Annotated in this window: 3 protein-coding genes; all 3 read left to right on the top strand. The window is 64.7% G+C overall.

Going from position 1 to position 3,819, the window contains the following annotated elements; genetic code table 11:
• The coding region (locus EN943_RS35725; RefSeq protein ID WP_127416466.1) for a methyl-accepting chemotaxis protein at positions 1-1,770 on the top strand (1,770 nt) is incomplete at its 5' end.
• A 93-nt stretch (positions 1,771-1,863) separates the two neighbouring features.
• On the top strand, positions 1,864-2,964 hold the full coding sequence (locus EN943_RS35720; protein ID WP_127416465.1) for a hypothetical protein: 1,101 nt from the start codon (positions 1,864-1,866) through the stop codon (positions 2,962-2,964).
• Positions 2,965-3,075: 111 nt separating this feature from the next.
• Positions 3,076-3,696 (top strand): nucleoside triphosphate hydrolase, encoded by a 621-nt coding sequence (locus tag EN943_RS35715; protein ID WP_127416464.1) that lies wholly within the window; start codon positions 3,076-3,078, stop codon positions 3,694-3,696.
• Positions 3,697-3,819 lie beyond the last annotated feature (123 nt).

Below are 3,819 nucleotides of genomic sequence, written 5' to 3'. Positions count from 1 at the left end.
GCATCGCTCAGCCGCACCGGCAAATGGGCCGGCAGCGTCGCCTTTATCGGGGGCGCCGTATCCGACATCCTCAATCCGCTGGCGCCGTTCGCCGCCTATATCGCGCTGGTCGCCGCGGTGGCCGCAATCATCATCGCCATCGCCATCGTGCTCAGGCTGGTGCTGGCGGCAAAGGCGCTGCCGGCCTTGATTTTCGCCACCAGTGCGGCGGCCGTCGCCGGCGGCGTCTACGGCCTGCAGCAGCAGACCAACGCCCAGAACGGGGTGATTGCCAGCCTGGTGCCGGCCATTGCCGGGCTGCAGCAGTCGATGGGCATCGTTACCGAAAAAGTGGCCAGGATCGAGCAGACGGTTACGCAGACGCAAAAGACGGTGGAGGCGGTCAAGCAGACCACCGAAGAGGTGGCGAAGACGACCAACGAGATCGCCTCCGTCCAGCAGCAGCAGACTGAGCAGACGGCGGAAGTTCAGAAGACCACCGAAGAGGTGAAGAAGCAGACCGAGACGCTGGCCGCCGGCCAGGCGCAGCAGCAGGCCCAGACCGAGAAGCTGCAGGCGACATCAGAACAAATCGCCGCCTCAATCGACACCATCGCCAAGGGGTTTGCCGCCTTGGCCGCGCAGGGCGGGGCGATTGCCGAACCGAAGCGGCCGGACGAGTTCTACCACAATGCCCGCGTCTACGAGCTGTCGGGCGACATGCTCAATGCGCGGCGCTCCTACCTCGCCTTTGCCGGCTTCGATGTCGACGCCATCGACCCCTACACGCGCTTTGCCACGCTGCTTAGGGTGCAGGACGGCAAGGCTGGCGCCCGCGAAGTGTTCGGCGCGCTTGTCGACAAGGGCAAGGCGCTGTCGATCAAGCTGGTGCATATCCAGCAGTTCGACGACGCCCAGCGCCCCGACAAGCTCAACGCCTTCATCGCGGCCCATGCCGATTTCGCGCCGGCCTATTTCCTGTTGGCGCAGGAGTTTTCGGAAGACCGGCTCGGCGCCCAGACGCTGGCCGACAAGCGCAACGAGGCCAAGGCGCTGACCAAATTCATGGCCTACGAGAAGGATGGCGGGCTGCTCAAATATTTCGTCGACCAGACGCAGCTCGCCGACTGGCTGGACCGCAGCCGCAGCCGGCTGGCAGCGCTTGGCGACGTGCTCGATCCCGCCCGCTTCGTGCCTTCGCTGACGCCGATGCGCTCCAACCAGGGCTGGTCGATGACCATCTCGCTGCCCGAGCCGGCGACCGCCATCTCCTGGCGCATGGGCGACAGCGGTCCGTTCACCGACACCGGTTTCCTGGCGATGAACGACCAGACGACAGGCAAGCCGATGGCCAATCCGAGCTTCGAGATGCCCGACAGCACCGTGGCCGGGATCATCGCCATCAAATATCTCGATATCAGGGGCCGCGAGACCGGCCCGTTCGACATCCGCTTCGACCCGGAGACAGCGCTTCAGCAGGGCAACAAGCAGATCCTCGACCAGTTCTGGACCTCGTGGATCGCCTTCGATGCCAGCGGCAACCATGGGCTGGTCTACTTCACCCAGATGCTGTCCTACCGCTGCGCCATCAAGCAGGTGCATTACAGCCTGAACGGGGCGGCGCTCGACAAGGAGATCAAGATGCCGCCTTGCGACAAGAAGGACCCCTACGCCATTCCCTATGACTACCAGCCCTATTTCAAGGTCGCCGACAGCGTGAAATCGATGTCGGTGCAAGTCACCTACACCGACGACACCAAATCGCCGGTACGGGAATACAAGCGGCAGTAGGAGCGGCTGGCCTGATGCAAAATGCCAATCGCGGCGCTTGCGCAACCGCCGCCGAACAGGCCAGTTTGCGCCTTCAGAATCGGTGAGAGCGCAATGACCATCCACACCATCAAGGCTAGGGGTATTTCGGTTTCACTCGACCTTACGGTCGGCCACATCGCCGACATGGTCGTCGAGGGTGGCGGGCGGCAGCTGAAGCCGCTGCACCGCGCGCCCTGGGTAGATGCGAACGAGACGCTGCCGGACAATCTGCCGGAAGGCACGGTTCGGCTGTCCGGCGATTTTCTCTGCGCGCCGTTTTCACGCAGCGATGTCGAGGAAGCGCCGCTGCATGGCTGGCCGGCCAACAGCGCCTGGGATGTCACCGAAAGTGCCGCGACGGAGGATGGCTGGCGCGCCGTCTACCGCCTGCGGCACAAGGTGATGGGCGCATCGGTCGACAAGATCCTGACGCTGCGCGACGGCCATCCCTTCCTCTATCAGGAGCACGTGTTTTCCGGCGGTGATGGCGCCATTTCGGTCGCGCATCATCCGATGACGGTGATGACGGGCGGCGGCAGGCTGGCCTTTTCGCCGAAGCGTTTTGCCGCGACGCTGGACGATCCGCTGGAGCCCGATCCCGCCCGCGGCCGCTTTATGCTGGCCTATCCGGCGCGCTCCACCGATCTCGGCCATTTCCCCGCCGCCGGCGGCGGCACGCTCGATCTCACGGAATACCGCATGGAGGACCGCCGCGAGGATTTCATCACGCTCGTCGAAGCCGACCATGGCGGGCCGGGCTGGACCGCGCTGGCGCGCCAGGCCGAAGAGGACCTGGTGCTGGTGCTCAAAAACCCGGCCGAGCTGCCGATCACCATGCTGTGGTTCAGCAATGGCGGGCGCGACTACGCCCCATGGAGCGGTCGCCACTTGGGCGTGCTCGGCATCGAGGCTGGCCGCGCTGCCGTCGGCCATGCTGCTTCGATCGGCGACAACTGGCTGAGGCGCGAAGGGGTAGCGACCGCCTTTGCGCTGGGCGAAAGCCAAAGCGTTTCCTTTCGCCATGTCATCGGCGCCATACCGCTGTCTGGCGGCGAGCCACCGCAGGAGCTCACGACGGCGGATGGCCGCATGCGGCTGGCAACTGGTGGCGCGATGCGGGAGGTTCCCTTTGACAGCGATTTCCTGCGCATTGGCCAGCCAGCGGCCTCATAGGTGGGATTGCGCGGCCGCGGGGTTTGAAATTTCCGTGAACTGTCGCCAAGATGTGGCCGAAATCATCATGCGGAACATGGTGGATTTGAAGCTCCTGCCAGAGAGGCTCTCATGTCCGAAATCGCCCATCTCGCCGCCACCATCTTCAAGCGCGCCGGCAAGGCAAGCCGCTTCATCGTGGCCATTGCCGGGCCACCAGGCTCCGGCAAGTCGACGCTGTCGGCGCGGCTGCATGACCTGCTGCCCGAAGGGGCAGCGGAAGTCGTGCCGATGGACGGCTTCCACTTTGACGACGCCGTGCTCGAGCGGCGCGGCCTGCGCGCGCGCAAGGGTGCGCCGGAAACCTTCGACTTTGCCGGTTTTGAGGCCCTGCTGAAGCGTATCCGGGCCGGTGAAGCCGATATCGCCATCCCAGTGTTCGACCGCAGCATGGAACTCTCGCGCGCCGCCGCCTCGATCGTCGCCACGGAAACCAAGTTCATCCTGGTCGAGGGCAACTACCTGCTGCTCGACGAGGAGCCGTGGTCGCGGCTGGCGCCGCTGTTCGATTTCTCGATCTTCGTCGACGTGCCGCGCAACGAGCTCGAGCGCCGCCTGATGGAGCGCTGGCACGAACATGGCCGCTCCGATGAAGATGCGCGCGCCTGGATCGCTTCCAACGACCTGCCCAACATCGAGCGCGTGCTGGCCCGGCGCAGTGCCGCCGATCTGGTGATCGGCCTTTCCGCTTGATTCGACGGATTGCGCAAGGGGAACCTTAAGACTTTCAGGCCGTTATCCCGACACGGCAATTGTGCCAAAAGAGGGATTCGGTCCAATGGCAACCAAGGCAAAAAAGCCCGCTCCCGCCAAGGG

Source organism: Mesorhizobium sp. M7A.F.Ca.US.006.01.1.1, from assembly GCF_003997935.1.
Taxonomy (GTDB): Bacteria; Pseudomonadota; Alphaproteobacteria; order Rhizobiales; family Rhizobiaceae; genus Mesorhizobium.
This window is presented reverse-complemented; position numbering and strand designations above follow the sequence as displayed.